We start from the raw sequence: 16,788 nt of genomic DNA on the forward strand, positions 1-16,788 counted from the left end.
CAACGAAAAACGCCGCCGGTCAGACCGGCGGCGTTTTCCGTTTGCGCGGATGATCGGGTACTCAGAACTCTTCCCAGCCATCCGTGCTTGGGTTCGATGCGGGCGCGGCTGCCCCGCCGGTGAAGGCCGAGGCCAGCTTCTGGTTCAGCGCGCGGGCAGGGGAAGGGGCAGAGGATGCCTTGCCCGCTTCGACGATACGCGGACCGGCACTGGGTCTGGCGGCCGGGGAGGAGGTCGTCTGCACGCGGGGGGCGGTCGGCCGTGTCGTGCCGGCCGGTGCGGCCGGAGCGCGTGACGCGGTGCTGGCCGTCGCAAAGGCCGGACGGGCCGCACCCGTTCCGGGTATCCGGAAGCGTGCGACGAGTTTTTCGAGGCGACCCGCTTCTTCGCCGAGCCCTTGGGTGGCGGCATTGGTCTGTTCGACCATGGCTGCGTTCTGCTGGGTCATCTGATCCATCTGGTTGACGGCCGAATTGACTTCGCTGAGTGCGGTGCTCTGCTCGCGGCTGGAGGTCACGATCGAGTTGATGTGATCGTTGATACGGCTCACCTCGGTTTCGATTTCGCTGAGCGCCGAGCCGGTGCGGTTGACGAGCGATACACCCGCTTCCACCTGGTCGGAGGAGCTGGAGATCAGTTCCTTGATTTCCTTGGCTGCACCCGCCGAGCGCTGGGCGAGTTCGCGCACTTCCTGTGCAACGACGGCAAAGCCCTTGCCGGCTTCGCCAGCGCGCGCAGCTTCCACGCCTGCGTTGAGCGCCAGCAGGTTGGTCTGGAAGGCGATCTCGTCGATCACGGTGATGATCTGGGTGATCTGTCCGGAGGTTTCCGAGATCTTCTCCATCGCGGTGATGGTCTCGCGCATGATCATGCCGGAATTCTCGGCATTCTTCTTCGTCGTGCTGACCATGGACGAGGCTTCGTCTGCCCGCTCAGCCGAAGAGCGCACCGTGGAGGAGATCTGGTCGAGAGCGGCGGCCGTTTCCTCGAGCGAGGCTGCCTGCTGCTCGGTACGACGCGAAAGGTTGTCGCTGGCGGCGGTGATTTCCGAGATCGAGCCACGGACGGAGCCGGTAGCGTGGGAAATATCGCCGAGCGTCTCCGCAAGCTTCTGGACGGATTCGTTGAAATCGCGCCGCAACCGCTCGAGATCGCCCTCGAAGCTGGTGTCGATATGCGCCGTCAAGTCTCCGGAGGAGAGTTTTTCAAGGCCGGCAGCCAACTGGTCTATGGCCTGGTTGAGTGCCGCTGCGTCCCGGGTGCGCTCGTCTTCCCGTGCGTTCCGCTCACGTTCTTCGCGGTCGCGGGCATCGGCCGAATTTTTCTCCAGGCCAAGCTTGTCGAGAGCAGCCTGGCGGAAGCCGACGAGGATTTCGGCCATGGCGCCGACTTCATCCTTGCGGTTGGTACTCTGGACTTCATGGTCGAGATCGCCGGCTGAAATGGCATTCATGTCGCTGGAAAATTCGGCGATCGAGCCGGTGACGCTGCGGCCGATATACCAGATGAAGGCGCCGATACCGATGAGGAAGACCGCCGCCGAGATCGACTGGAAAAGGGTGGAAGCGTCGGCCATTTCCTCTGTGGAGTTCAGCGCGGCCTTGATGTAGGCCTGGCCGTCGACGGCGAGTGTTTCCAGTGTTTCGCCGATGCGTTCGCCGCCCGCGTCGATCGCATCGTCGATCGCCCCGAAGGCGTCGGCGCCCGCACGTGCTTCGATCAGGCGGGGGAGTTCGACCTGGATTGCTTCAGCGACGACATTCAGGCTCGCGTCGAAACCGTCCATCAGTTCCGGTCGGTCGAGCATCTGCGCCACTTCGAGGGCTTCGGGTTGACCTTCGCGGATGTCGTCGATGGAGGACTGGATGATCTGCAGCCGTTCGGGTGCGATGGCGCCTTCCTCGCGGTCGACGATGGCGTCCATCGCGGCCAGGATCAGGTTGAGCTGGGCGATCTTCATCTGCTCGACGACGCTGAGATTGGCGGATGCGTCCTTGACGGTCTGAAGCGTGCTCGACGTGCGGTTTCCTGCCGTCCATCCAATGGCCACGAGACTTGCAAAGCCGACCGCCGAAGCGATGCCGATCAACTTGATTTTGGTACTGATCTTCACGAGTTCATCCCCTGGTCGAAGCGCCGCCACGACCGTTGAACGAGACCTCGTTTCCGGTCCGGGGCATCAAGCCGGTATGGTGTGCGTATCCGGTTCGGACCGCCGGATACGTGGTCTCCCCGATGCGGTGCACTATGAAACGATCATCGTTAACAAAGAGAGTCCGGCGACCCCCTGAAAGCCGTTAGGTCGAGGGAGCGGAAACCCTGTCGGCGAGCGGCAGTCCGAGCCGCCCGAAGCCGGGAAGTTTCAGCGCGGGACGAAGCAGGTCAATCCCGAACACAAGGCCTGCGATGCGCACTTCGATACCCGTATCGAGCCCCAGTCCCAAGCCGGCATATCCGCCGAAGGAAAGGTCGATATCCCGCCAGCCGGGGGTGATCGAGACCGGCGAGGCGAGGGGGAGATAATCGCGGCCGACCGCTTCCGGTGGAAGCCGGATGCCGAGGGCCGGAACGTCGCGCAGGACGGTCGCGACGAAGGTGTTGGAGTTCGGCCCGGGCCAGATCCTGTAGCCCCCGCGATCCGCGTAGGGATAGGCAGCGATCGCTGCCTCGACCTCGGGGATCAGCCCTGCGGCTTCTTCCCCCCTGAGCGCGCCCACGACTTCCGGGATGTTCGAATACCATCGCCCATCGGGTGGATAGCCGTTGCGCCTTATGGGCGAGCCCCAGCCCACCTTGTCGTACCGCACGTAAGGCGCGCCGTTTGCAGGTTTGAGCAGGATCCAGCTGTGCGAGGCGAGCGCGCCCTTCAGGCCGCCGGTGCGTGCCGACATGATATAGATCGCCGCTTCGTCGTCCGGTCGCGGCGCTGGCAGGATGCCGGTCGCCGACCAGTCGGCATTGCGCCATGATGCAGGATGTTCGCCCGACAGATAGAGCGCCACGGAAGCGCCGGCTGGAAGAAGGAAGCAGACAAGCAGGAAGGCTGCGAAATATTTGAGAGCTTTCATTGCCTGGAAGCGAAGTCCGCCGCTGTGGCGAAAATACGGCCCACCCGGTTCCTCACGCCATCGGCTCGGTGAAATCGGCGAAGAACCGCGTAGCGCCGTCCTCGTCGATCTCGCCGGCGGCAACGGCAAGAACGAAAGCTATCACTTGCGCCTCTTCCGCTATCAATTCCTGGCCGTTGATAGCAAGGAACGTATAGGCGGCCAGAAAGCCCGTTCGCTTGTTGCCATCTGAAAATGGATGGTTTCGCACGATACCATAGAGATAGGCGGCGGCTAGCCGATGTATGTCCGTCTCCCCATAGGCCGACTTGTTGAGCGGACGTGCGAGGGCGGCTTCAAGCGCGTTGTCGTCTTTCAGACCCGGCAGGCCGCCGTGCTCGGCAATCTGCTCCTCATGGATGAGATCAACTGCTTTGCGCGACAACCACTTGATCGTGATCATTTAGCCAGCTCGCGAAGGGCATTGCGGTATTTCTGCATCCCCTTGCGCGCGGCCTGAAGCTGCTCGGACAGGTCGGCGGGCCGGACCACGAGCTCGATCCCGCGGCTTCCTTCTCGCAACTCCACCTCGTCTCCCGCCTTCAGGCCGAGGCGCTGGAGGATTTCCTTCGGAATGATGATGCCTTCGGAATTGCCGATCTTGCGGATGGTGGTGTTCATGACGATCTCCTGTAATAACGAAGTTATAACATTGGGCCGCCAGCCGTGCAAACGGTGCGCGATCAGGAGAGGGCGGATCTAGCCCTCATGGCGCCGCCAGCCCTGCGGCATCAGGTGTTCCTGCGGCTGGAAGCGTGTCTTGTAGCCCATCTTCGGCGAGTTCTTCACCCAGTAGCCCAGATAGACATGCGGCAGTCCGCGGGCCTGCGCCATGCGGATATGATCGAGGATCATGTAGGTCCCGAGAGAGCGTTTCGTCTCTTCCGGATCGAAGAAGGAATAGACCATGGAAAGTCCGTCCCCCATCACGTCGGTAAGGGCGACCGCGACGAGGCGGCCGGCGGGATTCTCCGCAATGCCGTCTCCGGGCTCGCGCAGCCTGTACTCGATGACGCGCGAATTCACATGCGTGTCCTCGACCATCATGGCGTAGTCGCCGATCGTCATCTCCGCCATGCCGCCCGACTGGTGGCGGCTCCCCAGATATTTCCGGAACAACGTGTATTGCTCCGTGGACGGCTCGGCGGCGTAATCGGTGGAAATCAGATCGGTGTTTGCGCCGGTCACCCGCCGCAGCGTCTTTCCGGGCTTGAATTCGTCGGCCAGGATCCGGACGGAGATGCAGGCCCGGCAGGTCTCGCAGGCCGGGCGATATGCAATGTTCTGGGACCGGCGAAACCCGCCCTGGGTCAGAAGATCGTTGAGTTCGCTTGCCTTGGGGCCGACGAGATGGGTGAAGACTTTCCGCTCCATCTCGCTCTCGAGGTAGGGGCAGGCCGAGGGCGCGGTGAGAAAGAACTGCGGTGAGTTGACGGAATGAGTTGTCATGTCCGCTTATGATTCCCGGGCTTCTTTATGAGACCACCATACTCGGTCGATTCCGGTTTTACCATGGCGTAGCCGCGCCAAGGGTCAACCGGGGCGGGCATGCCCGGTTCGGGGCGGGGTAGTCGAACCGCTCAGAGACCGTAATACAAGGGCGCCATTATCGAGAACGCGATCCACATCAGAAGCACGAGTGGCGTTCCGGCCTTGATGAAGTCGGAGAAGCGATAATGTCCCGGCCCCATCACCAGCAGGTTTGTCTGGTAGCCCACCGGCGTTGCGAAGGAGGCGTTGGCGCCGAAGATCACTGCCGCGACAAAGGCTTCCGGTGGAACGTTGAATCCCTGTGCGAGGCCGATCGCGATGGGCGTGAACAATACCGCAGTGGCATTGTTCGACAGGATGTTGGTCATGAGGGCAATGACCAGGAAGAAGCCGGAAAGCGTGACCGCCAGCGGCGCATCGGAGAGCAGGCTCACCGCGCCATGGGCTATCAGCTCCGCGCCTCCGGTCCGTTCCATGGCGGTCGCCAGTGCGATCGATACCCCGACGAGGAGATAGATCTGCCGGTCGAAGGCGCGGCCGGCCTGGTAGAGCGTCAGGCAGCCGGTCGCGAGCATGGCGGCCACGCCGGCTATCGCTGCCGTCACGATCGGCAGGATGGAGAAGGCCGCGCAGATGACGATGGCCAGGAAGATGAGCCCGGCGATGGGCGCCTTGCGCGACTGCGGCACGGCTTCGGCGGAATGTTCGAGAAGCAGGAGGTCGTGGTTGCCGCGCAGCGCGCGGATGTTCTCGATCGGGCCGCCGATCAGCAGCGTGTCGCCAGGTTCGAGCCGGATTTCGGAAAGGGCCGTCCGCGCCATGCGGCTTTTGCGTTGCAGGCCGAGAACCGAGACGCCGAGACGCACGGAAAGGCCCGACAGCTGAATGGTGCGGCCCGAATAGCGTGAACCCGGCGCGATCACGGCTTCGGCGAGATGGTAATCCGGTCCGGGCGGCCCCTCGACTTCTTCGGTCTCCTCCACGGGCTCGTTGGACGTGCGGCCATGGGCGAGCGCGCGGGAGAAGGCCCGGCGCGTGCCGGTCACCACCAGCGTGTCGCCGGGCTCGAGTTCCAGTTCGTCGAACGGCGGCAGAAAAGGTTCTTCCCGACGCTCCAGCATGCGAAGGGTCAGGTCGCCAAGCCCGGGAAACATGCCGCCCTTCGATTGCAGCCCGACAAAGGGATGATGGCTTCCAAGCGTGATCTCGCCGATGAACTGGGCGCCGGATTTCGCCTTCGGCCCGGCACTTGAATCGTGCTCTGGCAGAATGCGGGGCAGGAGGCCGAGCACATAGACGCCCCCGATCAGCGCCAGGGGAACACCGAGCGCGGTGATGTCGAAAAAGCCCAGATCGAACCCGTAGTCACGGGCGACGCCCGCCACGATCAGGTTGGTGGAGGACCCCATGAGCGTGGTCATGCCGCCGAGGATCGTGATGTATGACAGAGGAATGAACACCCTGCTTGCCTTGATGGCGCGTTGGGCGGCGATCACCACCATGATCGGAATGAAGATCACCACCACCGGGGTGTTGTTGAGAAAGGCCGACAGCACGCCGGACGCCACCAGTATCATGATGATCGGCCGCCACGCTCCCGATCCGCTGAACTTGCCGATCACGCGTGCCAGCGTGTCCACGGCGTCTGTCGCGAACAGTCCCTGGCCGACGATCAGCAGCGCAAGCACCGTGGCGAGCGCAGGATCGGCAAAACCGGCCAGCAGATCGTCCATCCCGAGGGCTTCCTCCGCGCCGGTCGGCGTGTAGGGAAACAGCCCGAAAAGCAGGATGAGCACGGTCAGCGCGCCAAGCGATACGCCCTCCAGCGGCCAGCGCTCGATGGCGAAGGCGACGATGGTGACGGCGATGATGGCGAAAGTGGCGTAAAGATGAAAGTCCATGGACTCGCTTCGTCGTGAAATCGGAGGCGAGGGGACATTACAGCCTCGAAGTCCCTCTCCACAGGTTCAAACTCTCACGCTTTGCCTCTCTCCGGCAAGTGAAGAAGCGAATGATGGCCCGTCAGGAGAATATTGTTCCGCTAAATCATGCGTTTCTCACCCGGCGCGGGGTCAGTCCGGGATCAGGAAATGTCGGTGCGAACCACGACCGTGCCCAGCAGGCGGTCATGGACGGTCTGCTTTCGGTCCAGGAACAGCGTTGCCAGCAGGATGAGCGGCGTGAGGATGGCGTTGGCTGCCCAGAACAGGACGCTGTGGACCAGCGCGAACAGGAAGTCGATCCGCCCGCCGTCGAGGCGCTCGAGCCGAATTCCCGTCATCCGCATGCCGGGCGTGGCCTGGCCGCGACCGCCGAGCGACAGGCCGATATAGGGGATGGCCACCAGGAAGAAGAGGGCGCCGTAGAGGAAGAAGCCCAGTCCAAGTGTCAGCAGGCCCAGAACGAACACGACGATCGCCGCGGGGATGCACAGAAGCAGGATGAGCGAGTAGTCGATGAAAAAGGCCAGCACGCGCCGTGTCCTGACCCCGTCATAGAGGGCGGGATTTTCGTACATGTCGGTCACGGCGTAGGTGGTCTCTGCCTGGCTCATCGCCATCATTCTCCTTTTTCAAGGTGCTGGGACGCACCCTCTGCAGAAGATATGGTGATTGCTCCGGTCCCTTTCAAATCGCCGCATCAGCCACGGCGGTTGAGAATTTCGGCGGCTTCCAGCGCGAAATAGGTGAGGATGCCGTCGCAGCCCGCCCGCTTGAACGCAAGCAGCGATTCCATCATCACCCGCTCGCCGTCGATCCAGCCATTGGCGGCGGCGGCCTTGATCATCGCGTACTCGCCAGAGACCTGATAGGCGAAGGTCGGCATGCCGAACGCATCCTTCAGTGCACGGCAGATATCGAGATAGGGCAGGCCGGGCTTGACCATCAGCATGTCGGCACCTTCCTCGACGTCGAGCGCGGCGTCGCGGACGGCTTCCGCGGCATTGGCCGGGTCGATGTAATAGGTGCGCTTGTCGCCCTTGAGAAGCCCGGCGGTGCCGATGGCCTCGCGATAGGGACCGTAATAGGCGGAAGCGAACTTGGTCGCGTAGGACATGATCCCGACATTGTGGTGACCGGCCTCGTCGAGCGCACGGCGGATCGCTCCGATCCGGCCGTCCATCATGTCCGAGGGCGCGATGATGTCAGAACCGGCATCGGCCTGGATGACCGCCGCCCGCGAAATCTGCGCCACCGTCTCGTCGTTGACGATCTCGCCGTCCCGCAGGATGCCGTCATGGCCGTGGCTGGTGAACGGATCGAGGGCGACATCGGTGATGACGCCGATCTCCGGAACGGCTGCCTTGATCGCGGCCGTGGCCTGGTTGATCAGGTTGCCCGCCAGCAGGATGTTGGAGCCGGTCTCGTCGCGCAGATCCTGCTCGATATTGCCGAAGGTGGCGAGCGCCGGGATGCCGAGATCGGCGGCGCGCCTTGCGGCTTCCACCGCCTTGTCGACCGAGAGACGGTAGACGCCGGGCATGGCATCGATCGGCTCCTGCACATTGCTGCCGGGCGCCAGGAATATCGTCCAGATCAGGTCATCGACCGAGAGGTGGTTCTCGCGCACCAGCCGGCGGGTCCATTCGGCTTTCCGGTTGCGGCGCATGCGGCGATGGCCGGTGATCCCGTCGACATCGGGGGCAGCCTGCGCCCGTTCGTTGATCAGCTTCTTGTCCATGACGGCGGCCTTTCGGGGTAGTCTTGCGAAAATTTCCGTTTGTTTGAACCTGCAGGCTCCGGTCGTCAAGTAAGTCGGCGGGGTCAGCCGGCCCTGCGTCGCTCGATCGCCCCGCAGGACCGGGCGTCCGCCTCGCGCGCCTGCTGTCGCGCCTGCCATTCCTTCATCAGGACCTGGCGGCGGCGCAGGTAACGGCGCTCGCAGACGGTGAAGGAGAGAATGCGGTCGGCGCGGAAACTGCGAAAATCTTCACGCAGCTCGCACCAGCCGATCACCAGCCGTGCCTTTTCGAAGAAGGTGAGCGCAAACGGCCATATCGTCCGTTCGGTGACCGCCCCCGCGAGATCCTCGTAGCGGACCACCACCTTGCGCTCGCGCCGGATCGCATCGCGAATGTCGCTCAATCGCGTCACCCCTTCAGGTACCGGCGCGCCCGGCCCCACATGAAGGCTCGAATCCTCGACACTGGCCTTGAGATCCGGCGGCAGGACGCTGGCGATCTTCACAAGGGCGGAGCGCGCCGCGTCGCCGAGGTTCTCGTCGGCCCGCATCGCCACCCATTTGGAACCGAGCACGATCGCCTCGATCTCGTCCTCGGTGAACATCAGCGGCGGCAGCATGAAGCCCGGCATCAAGACGTAACCGAGCCCCGGCTCGCCCTCGATCGGCGCGCCCTGAGCCTTCAGGGCATCTATGTCGCGATAGAGCGTCCTGAGCGAGACGCCGGTAGCCTCGGCCAGCCTGGCGCCGGTGACCGGATTGCGATGGGAGCGAAGCTCCTGGACGAGATCGAGCAGACGGCGGGCGCGGGACATGGAAAGACCGAGGACTTGATGGTGACAGGAACTGTCAGTGTACATCGATCTGCTGACAGGAAAAGACAGTAGCGAAGGCTTGCCGGGCGGGCCGCTGCCATCGTCTGGCCGGACGAATGATAGGCTGGCGCCGCCGCGCAGCTTGCGCCGCCGATTGGAATCGCGTTGATTGGCCCGGCAAGGGGACCGAAAAAGTGATGGTGGACTCGGACATCGAAACCGGCCCGGCAATCGAGTCGGGTCTGCTCGACACGCTGTATATGATCTTCATGCGTGTGGTGGCGCTGAGCTGCCTCATGAGCGCTCTCTATTACTGGGGGCGGCTGACCGGCTACACCATGGGCGGCGGTTTCCGCTTCGACGTTCTGCCGGCGCACTGGCAGCTTGCCATCGCCTGCCTCTCGGTTCTCTTCCCGATTGCCGCGCTCGGCCTGTGGCTGGGCGCAGCCTGGGGCGTGGTCATCTGGTGTCTGGCGGCAGGCGGCGAGGTGGTGATGTACCACTTCATGACGAACCTGTTCGGCACCCGTCCATTCGTCGTTCTTCTGTCCGTGCTGGTCGTCGGGCTCTTCGTCGCGCTGCGTCTCGCAATGGCACTGCGCAACTGGCAGGATCGAAGGCAGGGTAGGAAATGATTCACCCTGATTGCCGGTTCGGCTTTGGTAAGTAGCTGTTAAGCCTGCATTTTAAGTAGAATTTTATGCGCATTCGCTAGGTTCGCCTCAAGGACGGCACAAAAGCCGCCACAAACAGGACAGTGAGGCAATACCAATGGCAATCATGCACCAGGCAGCCGCAAAGGCCCCCCGCGAAATCGCAGCGCACGACGAAAACGACCTGCGCGATCTCTACCTCGAATCCCTCCAACTGGTCGAGCGTCTGCACCGTCGCCTACTGGATGTCATCAAGGACGAGTTCGATCGCAAGGGCCGTTCCGACATCAACGCCGTACAGGCACTGCTGCTCTTCAACATCGGCAATTCGGAACTGACCGCCGGTGAACTGCGCTCGCGCGGCTTCTATCTCGGCTCCAACGTGTCCTACAATCTCAAGAAACTGGTCGATCTGGGCTACATCAACCACCAGCGTTCGCGTGTCGACCGCCGCTCGGTCCGCATTTCGCTCACCGATGAGGGTACGGATGTCGCCGCGACCGTCTCGGCACTCTACGACCGTCACGTCGGTTCGATCTCCAAGGTCGGCGGCATCGGCGAGAACGAGTTCGAGGTTCTCAACAAGCTCATGCAGCGTCTCGACCGCTTCTGGAACGACACCATCGCCTATCGTCTCTGAGCGATAGCCCAACCGGACGAATCGATAGAGGCGGGCCCAGGCCCGCCTTTTCGCGTTATGAGGCACGAGCAGCGTCCCGGGCGGATCATGTCGATTAATCGCGACATGGGGACGCAACCAGGGCAGGGGACCATCAATTGGCCACAAATCCGTGGAAACGCAGGTACAGCAAGCTGGATCGGGGCGTCCGGCTTTGAGGTTCGACGTGTCCGGCATCGCCGATTGTGCGATGCGTCACTGGAAACCGTGCGCTCCGGATATATTTGTTAACGCTAACATGGTATTTCCTCGCGGAATGCCGTTCTCGGCGGAAAGCGGGCCAGACCCCGCCAAGCCATGTGAGAGCTTCAAGGCCTCAGCCAGATCAAAGGTAGTGATAGCCAGATGACCAAGCCAAACGCACCCCGCTCACTTCCCCGTCGCATGTTCCTGGGCGGCGCGACGAGCCTGGCAGCGCTTGCGGCAGCGAGCGGCACGGCGATGGCGCAGGCCTCCATCATGGATATCATCAAGGCGCCGCGACGCGGCAACTGGGACGACCAGTTCGACGCGAAATCCTCGCGCGCCGTCAAGCAGGTGGCGACCAAGGTGCCGATCACCTCGCAGGAAACCGTCGGTTACGTCGAACGGTCCATCTACCAGTATCAGGAAATCGTCTCGCGCGGCGGCTGGCCGAATGTGCCGGCGAACGAGAAACTGCAGCTCGGCAACGTTTCGCCGAACGTGCGCGTCCTGCGCCAGAGGCTGATGATTTCGGGTGACCTCGACAGCACGGCCGGCGTGTCGGATTCCTTCGATTCCTACGTCGATGGCGCCGTCAAGCGCTTCCAGGCCCGCCACGGCCTGCCCGCCGACGGCGTTCTGGGGACCTATAGCTACAAGGCGCTCAACGTTTCGGCCAATATCCGTCTCGGCCAGCTCCAGACGAACCTCGTGCGGCTCAACGCGATGTCGGGTTTCCTGGGTGACCGCTACGTGATGGTCAACATCCCGGCAGCACAGATCGAGGCTGTGGAGAATGGCCGCGTAGCTCAGCGCCATACCGCGATCGTCGGCAAGATCGACCGCCAGACCCCGATCCTGAATTCCAAGATCAACGAAGTGATCCTGAATCCGTACTGGACCTCGCCGCGCTCGATCATCCAGAAGGATATCATGCCGCTGATGCGCAAGGATCCGACCTATCTGGAGCGCAACTCGATCCGCCTGTTCGACGGGGAGGGCAATGAAGTCTCGCCCGATACCGTCGACTGGAACGCCGAGAAGGCGCCGAACCTGATGTTCCGTCAGGATCCCGGCAAGATCAACGCCATGGCGTCGACCAAGATCAACTTCCCGAACCCCCATGCGGTCTACATGCACGACACGCCGCAGCAGTCGCTCTTCGGGCAGCTGATGCGCTTCGAATCCTCGGGCTGCGTGCGCGTGCAGAACGTGCGCGACCTTTCCACCTGGCTGCTTCGCGACACGCCGGGCTGGAGCCGCCAGCAGATCGAGCAGACCATTCAGACCGGAAACAACACACCGATCTCGCTCGTCGATCCGGTGCCGGTCTATTTCGTCTATATCACCGCCTGGGCGTCCGAAGACGGTGTCGTCCAGTTCCGCGACGATATCTACGAACGCGACGGTGTCGACGAACTCGCCATGCAGACCAACTACGCCACCGAGGAAGGTGTGCAGTAAATCGGCTTCAATGCGGATTGAGAAATGCAAAGCCCCGGGAGACCGGGGCTTTTTGTTGGGCTGAGTTTCGATAGCCCGGTAGCCTAATTCCAGGAAGTGTCAGCCGCAATTCGAGCCTCGAAAAATCTCGCATCGGTCTCAAGCAGCGTGCCGTCGATTTTCACTGCCCTGAACGCCGCTTGATTGTCTTCGATGGCGAAGGCCGCTTGCAGTTTCCGGTTGAGCGAGAGGGCCTTTGCATAATCGCCCGTCTGGCTCGCCTCCAGCGTTCGCCCATAGGTCCGCTTGAATGCAAGCGCATCGATCGACGTGCGATCCACGCCGACCACTGCGAAGGCTTGAGACCATTGCTCGTCCTCGAGCAGGCCGCGAAGTTCATTCGTGTATTTGTCGGCAAGCGCCCAGTCGTGATTTTCTGTCGCGGCCTTGTGGGCCTCGTTCAATTCCCTGAGCGCCACGCCTTGCGACTGAACCGCGCATGCCTCGGCCTCGTTGCCGCCGTCCGGGCGGCTCTTGCGATATGCGTCCTTGGCATCGTCGGAGAGAACGAAGAAATCCACCTTCTTCGCGAAGTTGCAGCTCAGATTGAAGTAGACCTGGCCCATCTTTCTCGTTTCATCCGCAGGACAGGCACTGTCGGACATCCTGAAGATGTAACGGGCCGCGATGATGGCCCCGACGATCTCACGATAGCTCGAACTCATTCCGACACGCTGGATGCGCCGAAAATCGTCCTTGTCGCAGCCGACCTGCCACAATTGGCCGCTCAATCTCAACGCGGTCGATTCATGCCATGTTCGCAGTTCAAGCGGCAGGGAAAAGCCTGGATAATGCAGCGAGATGAAGTGCTGGAGCCAGGGACCGCTGCCGCTTCTTTGCCCGCGATACAGCTTGTCGCCTGAAACGAAGGGTTGTTCGCCGTCCGGCAGATCGAATGAGATGCTCGTAGGTGCAATCGCGTCAGCCCAGTCGATGACGATGGGAACATTGTTGGTCACGCTCTGCGCGACCGCCGGATCCCTGCATAGAATTGCTCCCGCCAGAAAGAATGCCATGGCATGCCACTTCATTGAGCGCCTCCCTCTCCAAGATATTTCTTCAACAGTTCCCGTAATTTGCCGTCGTCCGGCGCCGCGCGAATGCCGAGGCTGGAGGTCAGAAAGGACGAGAAAAGCAAGATCAGGCCGATTTCGAAGGCGCTGAAGGCATCCGTTGTCTGCTGAAGCCGCTCCCGATCGCCTCCCGTGCCGTCAAACAGGTCGCCATAGAATTTCAGCTGGGCAATCTCCCTGGGGCCGAGTTCGACCATCAGGTAAAAGGCGCTCGTGAGACCAAGCAGGCAAGACAAGACTATCAGCCAGAATTGCCATGGTTTGCGGAAGACCTCCGTCACCCAGGCCGTTCCGGTGACGATGATCGCGATGAAGCCCGCGAAAATGACATTGGTCCGAGCCCCCAGTTCGACAAGGGTGGTCGTGATGCGCCAGGGCAGGAGAAGTTCAGGATCGGCCTCATTCGGGTCGGACACATAGCTGTCCGTGAACACGAGCCCCGCCAGGCTCATCGCGAAGACGGTCGCAATCATCAGGAAGACGAGGGCGATGATGGCGACACCAAGCTTCCGGCGGCGGCTCAGGCCCGTCCCCTTGCCGCTTTCGGGTGGATGCGGGATGTCTTTCTGCGGAGGTGAAGCTTGTCTTCCGGCCGGATCGGCCAATTGAGGCTGCTGATTGTTCAAGAAAGGCTCCTTCATTCCCCGGTCATCCCGAAGTCCGCGGCGTCGAAGAGCCGGGAAGATCCGTCACGCGCCGGCGGGACGCCTGGCCTGTCTTGAAGGGAATCTTCGCGGTGAGATGAGTGCTCGGCCCCAATATCTTGGGCGTCTGTTCATAGCCCAGTTCCTTAAGCCGCCTGGCGGCCAGCGACACCAGTTCCTCGTAGGTGATGTTCTTTTCTTCCCTCAGGATCGAGGTCAGGCAGAAGGTGAAGGCGCCATAGCTCGTGGCGCCGTGGCGATACTCCCAGCTGAATTCCTGTTCGTCACAAGCCTCGATGATGAGCGGCAGATAGGGGCCGACCGGGCCGTCGCTCTCGGCCTTGGCCTTCTTGTAATCGGTCTCTTTCGCCTGTCGCAGCATCGGCGCGCGGCCGATCCGCACCGTCGACCGGTTGTCGCCGAAGAACTTCGCGCGGTCTGTCTTCCTGCTGGAAAAGCTGCGATTGAGTTCGGTGAAACTGCGCTCCTCCCACATCTGCACTTTGCTGTTCCATTTGAGCGCGCGGTGGCGAATGTCGTCGGGCGGTGCCGCGCCGCGCGCCTTGTTGACCCCCTGCCGATGCATGCTGCCGGAATGACAGCAGTCGAAAAACATCAGCATTTGCGTGTCGTAGGGAAGCTGCGAGTAGAGTTCGAAGATCTGCTCGTCCGAGATCGAGCGTTCCGGCGAGAAATCGCAATCGTGGGGAACGAGGATTTCCGTCATGTGATCGGGTTCCTCGCGTGCCCCGTATTCCGGCACCCGTGCCCCGTGCCCGGAATAATAGAACACCAGCTTGTCGCCGCCCCGTGCATCCTCCACCAGCCATTCGAAGCGCGACAGGATCCCCTCGGTCGTGGCGCGATCATTGAGGCAGATACGGATCTCCTCCGGCTCGAAGCCGCAATCCTGCAGCGTGGCGCTCATGGAATAGACGTCGTTGACGCACCCCTCGAGCTTCTGGGAATCGTTGGGGTAGTCGTCGATGCCGATGAGAAGGGCGCGTTTTCTCTCCGGCCGGTCCTTGGCGTTGACCGCCCGGCTCCACGGATCGGCGATGCCGCGCGCCCGCCCGCGTGACCGGCCCGACTGCGCAGCTTGTGCGATGCCGTCGATAAGCGGCGCCCAGAAGGAGCTCCGTGTCACGTTGTGGCCGATATAGGACACGGCGTCATGGTCGCCGAAGCCGGCGAGATCGAAAGACGTCAGGTGCTGGCTGAAGTTCACCGCGCCCGGCACCACGAGCGGCGCGGTGAAGATGTCGTCATGTTCGTTGAAGAGATGGTGCCAGTGCCGGACGTCGAGTTTCGCGACGCGGCCATGCGTGAGATTGCCGAGGACGAAGGGATTGCCGATCTGCGAGCCGAAGGTGACATAATGCGCGTTCTTGAGGGCGCTTGCCGCTTTCTTCTCCCCGGCGTCCTTGTGCGAAAAGGCGTTGTAGGTGATCAGCGAGCCGAGGGAATGGGCGAGGACGACGTCGGGCGCGAAGTCCCGAATCTCGTCGAGGATGAGCTTGCGGGTCTCCTCCTGGAAGCCGTCATCGGCGACCCAGGCGACGACATAGCCGGCCGTCCAGCGCAGCCGGTCGCTGATCTTGGAAATCAGCCCGCGTCGGCGGCGGGCCCCGAGCCCCGAACCCGCCAGTTTCCAGAACGCCTCCATCGTTTCGAAGAAGCTGATGTCGGTATCGGCGAATATATCGTCATAATTGACGAAGCGGAACTCCGGGGTGACGCCGGCATCGGCGCCGATGACCGTCTCGATCGCATCCTTCCATTTGGCTTCCCAGCCGCTGCGGCGCTGGTCGCCCAGCCCGTGCACGCACATGATCTTGAGTGTCTCGCTCATGCCGTCTTCCACGTCCCCCTTTCAACGCGATCGCCCCGGACAGGAGCGACCGTTGCCCCATTTGCGCCCTAGTAGTCTGACGGTGTCTCGACCATACGGAGTGTGGCGACCGTCACATGCGGCCAGCTCAGCCCGCCGAAATCGAGCAGCACGCGCTGGGTGTATTGAAGCTGCAACAGCGGCTTGCCGTCCCGGTCCGTCCCCTTTTCGATCCAGAAGATGCTCGTCGCGCGCGGCATGTCGGAGTTCGGCTCGCTCCTGCCGACCAGGAAGGCGATATTGGACGCGCCGCCGCCGATATCGGGCACCGCATCGGGCAGCGTCGAATCCGTCGAGAATGTCAGGACGATGGTCTCGGTGATCGTCTGTCCTTGCAGCGCATCGCGGAGGAACTGGTTCGGATCGTTCAGATGCGCCTGGTCGAGTTCGGCGACCCGCGCCAGATCGGTTCGCGAGTTCATCTCGACAGACAGATCCTGCTCGGGGAAGTTGATCAGACCGGTCGCGCCGTCATCGACCCCGCCGATGGGGAAGGGGACGATCGACGTGGGGTCGATGCGCGGTTGTTCGGTGGTGAACGATCGGCCCTGCATGTTGATCGTCGTGCCGTGGGGGATCGAGCCCATGCGCACGATCGAGGCCGGCACCTCCGGGTCGCTGGTGGCGGGCACGTTGTTGAAGACGCCGGGTTCGAAATGCTGGCCGGAATTGTCGAAACTGTCGTTGATGGTCTGCAGATAGGCCACGCCGCCGAGAAAGATGTCCTCCTGCAGCAGGGCCCGGTTGGCGATCCCCGTGGGACCGCTGATATCGGTGAAGGCCAGTGTTTCGTCGGTCATGTTCAATTGCAGGAAGTGCCGCTGATCGCCGAAATCGGGCGTGACGACCGGATTGTTGGGCCGCCAGATCATGTTGAAGCCCTTGCCCTTCCATGTGCGTTGGGCATTTCCGGCCGGCGCTTCGCCGCAGAGATCGCGCAGGAGGCCAAGGAAATCCTGGCTCTCGCCGGGTGCTGCCTGCCGCGCCGTCCTGGGCAGTCTGGCGGATCGGGAATGCTTCTGCTCGAACTTGAAATCGGTCTGGATCGGCATGACAGCTCCTTTCGAG

Annotated in this window: 16 protein-coding genes; 3 read left to right on the plus strand and 13 right to left on the minus strand. The window is 62.3% G+C overall.

Annotated elements, in window-relative coordinates; genetic code table 11:
- Positions 1-61: 61 nt before the first annotated feature.
- The 9 genes from E2A64_RS07595 to E2A64_RS07635 all read right to left on the minus strand — a co-directional run bounded on the left by E2A64_RS07595 (position 62) and on the right by E2A64_RS07635 (position 9,094).
- On the minus strand, positions 62-2,113 hold the full coding sequence (locus tag E2A64_RS07595; RefSeq protein WP_133283778.1) for a methyl-accepting chemotaxis protein: 2,052 nt from the start codon (positions 2,111-2,113) through the stop codon (positions 62-64).
- A 184-nt stretch (positions 2,114-2,297) separates the two neighbouring features.
- Positions 2,298-3,068, minus strand: coding sequence for a DUF3750 domain-containing protein (locus tag E2A64_RS07600; RefSeq protein WP_133283779.1), 771 nt, complete (start codon positions 3,066-3,068; stop codon positions 2,298-2,300).
- Between the two features lie 52 nt (positions 3,069-3,120).
- Positions 3,121-3,510 carry a type II toxin-antitoxin system death-on-curing family toxin gene (locus E2A64_RS07605; protein ID WP_133283780.1) on the minus strand — a complete coding sequence of 130 codons (390 nt, stop codon included), beginning with the start codon at positions 3,508-3,510 and terminating at the stop codon, positions 3,121-3,123.
- Positions 3,507-3,728 carry an AbrB/MazE/SpoVT family DNA-binding domain-containing protein gene (locus E2A64_RS07610; RefSeq protein ID WP_133283781.1) on the minus strand — a complete coding sequence of 74 codons (222 nt, stop codon included), beginning with the start codon at positions 3,726-3,728 and terminating at the stop codon, positions 3,507-3,509. Before E2A64_RS07610 ends, E2A64_RS07605 begins: the two co-directional genes overlap by 4 nt.
- Positions 3,729-3,806: 78 nt before the next feature.
- Positions 3,807-4,556: an arginyltransferase gene (locus E2A64_RS07615; RefSeq protein ID WP_133283782.1), complete on the minus strand. Its 750-nt coding sequence runs from the start codon at positions 4,554-4,556 to the stop codon at positions 3,807-3,809.
- Positions 4,557-4,687: 131 nt separating this feature from the next.
- Complete coding sequence (locus E2A64_RS07620; RefSeq protein WP_133283783.1) at positions 4,688-6,499, minus strand: SLC13 family permease; 1,812 nt, start codon at positions 6,497-6,499, stop codon at positions 4,688-4,690.
- 182 nt (positions 6,500-6,681) lie between these two features.
- A complete protein-coding gene (locus E2A64_RS07625) occupies positions 6,682-7,152 on the minus strand; it encodes an RDD family protein (protein ID WP_244598176.1) in 471 nt (156 codons plus the stop codon).
- A gap of 86 nt (positions 7,153-7,238) precedes the next feature.
- The gene (gene hemB, locus E2A64_RS07630) at positions 7,239-8,279 is read right to left on the minus strand and encodes a porphobilinogen synthase (protein ID WP_133283784.1); all 1,041 of its coding nucleotides are present in this window, start codon (positions 8,277-8,279) and stop codon (positions 7,239-7,241) included.
- An 83-nt stretch (positions 8,280-8,362) separates the two neighbouring features.
- Entirely contained in the window at positions 8,363-9,094 is a 732-nt protein-coding gene (locus E2A64_RS07635) for a helix-turn-helix transcriptional regulator (protein ID WP_133283785.1), read from the minus strand.
- Positions 9,095-9,291: 197 nt separating this feature from the next.
- Here E2A64_RS07635 and E2A64_RS07640 point away from each other — a divergent pair, with 197 nt between their 5' ends.
- From E2A64_RS07640 to E2A64_RS07650, 3 genes are all read left to right on the plus strand, one after another.
- Positions 9,292-9,729 (plus strand): DUF6163 family protein, encoded by a 438-nt coding sequence (locus tag E2A64_RS07640; protein ID WP_133283786.1) that lies wholly within the window; start codon positions 9,292-9,294, stop codon positions 9,727-9,729.
- Between the two features lie 145 nt (positions 9,730-9,874).
- The gene (gene ldtR / locus E2A64_RS07645; RefSeq protein WP_133284306.1) at positions 9,875-10,387 is read left to right on the plus strand and encodes a transcriptional regulator LdtR; all 513 of its coding nucleotides are present in this window, start codon (positions 9,875-9,877) and stop codon (positions 10,385-10,387) included.
- Between the two features lie 384 nt (positions 10,388-10,771).
- Positions 10,772-12,073, plus strand: coding sequence for a L,D-transpeptidase family protein (locus tag E2A64_RS07650; RefSeq protein WP_133283787.1), 1,302 nt, complete (start codon positions 10,772-10,774; stop codon positions 12,071-12,073).
- Between the two features lie 83 nt (positions 12,074-12,156).
- On the opposite strand, the gene E2A64_RS07655 is transcribed toward E2A64_RS07650, so the two are convergent.
- The 4 genes from E2A64_RS07655 to E2A64_RS07670 form a co-directional block, all read right to left on the minus strand.
- A complete protein-coding gene (locus tag E2A64_RS07655) occupies positions 12,157-13,143 on the minus strand; it encodes a hypothetical protein (protein ID WP_133283788.1) in 987 nt (328 codons plus the stop codon).
- Positions 13,140-13,811, minus strand: a complete 672-nt coding sequence (locus tag E2A64_RS07660; RefSeq protein ID WP_133283789.1) for a hypothetical protein — start codon at positions 13,809-13,811, stop codon at positions 13,140-13,142. Before E2A64_RS07660 ends, E2A64_RS07655 begins: the two co-directional genes overlap by 4 nt.
- Positions 13,812-13,833: 22 nt before the next feature.
- Positions 13,834-15,681 carry a caspase family protein gene (locus tag E2A64_RS07665; protein ID WP_133283790.1) on the minus strand — a complete coding sequence of 616 codons (1,848 nt, stop codon included), beginning with the start codon at positions 15,679-15,681 and terminating at the stop codon, positions 13,834-13,836.
- A gap of 68 nt (positions 15,682-15,749) precedes the next feature.
- The gene (locus E2A64_RS07670; RefSeq protein ID WP_133283791.1) at positions 15,750-16,772 is read right to left on the minus strand and encodes a heme-binding protein; all 1,023 of its coding nucleotides are present in this window, start codon (positions 16,770-16,772) and stop codon (positions 15,750-15,752) included.
- Positions 16,773-16,788 lie beyond the last annotated feature (16 nt).

The organism is Pseudohoeflea suaedae (genome assembly GCF_004354915.1).
Taxonomy (GTDB): Bacteria; Pseudomonadota; Alphaproteobacteria; order Rhizobiales; family Rhizobiaceae; genus Pseudohoeflea; species Pseudohoeflea suaedae.